General features: G+C 38.9%; 2 protein-coding genes. Both read left to right on the forward strand.

Annotated features, from left to right (window positions below; all coding sequences use genetic code 11):
- On the forward strand, nucleotides 1-424 hold a 424-nt coding region (locus tag IE271_RS44555; RefSeq protein ID WP_190195521.1), incomplete at its 5' end, for a DUF2130 domain-containing protein.
- A 40-nt stretch (nucleotides 425-464) separates the two neighbouring features.
- A partial coding sequence (locus IE271_RS44560) for a hypothetical protein (protein ID WP_229920008.1) occupies nucleotides 465-674 on the forward strand: 210 nt, incomplete at its 3' end.

A 674-nucleotide genomic window follows, 5' to 3' on the forward strand; every position in this document is an offset into this window, starting at 1 on the left:
GAGTGAGGCGTTGCCTAAAGAGATGGAGAGGATGGGGTTATTTGAAGGGGTGTGGGTGTGTTCGTTTGAAGAGTTTAAGGGGTTGAGCGCGGCGTTAAGAGAGGGGGTTATTCAAGTGAGTTTGGCTAAAAAAAGTCAGGAAAATAAGGGCGATAAAGTGAATCTGCTCTATCATTATTTGACAAGCTCTGAATTTTCCATGCAAGTGAGCGCGATTATAGAGGGGTTTGAGCAATTGAGAGCGGAATTAGAAAAAGAAAAAAACGCGATGGCTAGGATTTGGAAAAGTAGGGAAAAGCAAATAGAAAAAGTGTTTGAGGGCACGATTAACATGTATGGCTCTATCAAGGGTATTATGGGTAATGCGATAGGGCAAGTGAAGGCGTTGGAGCTTGGGTATGATGGGGAAGATTTAGAAGATTAGTTTTTGTGGGGTGCTTTGAGATAATATATTAGGAGAGAAGATGGGTAATAAAGATAAGAATAAAGGTTCAAGCTGGCATAAATGGGATTTGCATGTGCATACGCCACACACACATTTAAATAAGGCGTATAAATGTTCTGAAGAGGATTTTATACAAAAACTATGCACTAGCGAGATTGATTGTATTGGTTTAACGAACTATTTTAAGTTTGATGAGGAAGAATTTGATTTAAAAGAAAAAATAGAAGAG

It is taken from the genome of Streptomyces minutiscleroticus (assembly GCF_014650875.1).
Taxonomy (GTDB): Bacteria; Actinomycetota; Actinomycetes; order Streptomycetales; family Streptomycetaceae; genus Streptomyces; species Streptomyces minutiscleroticus.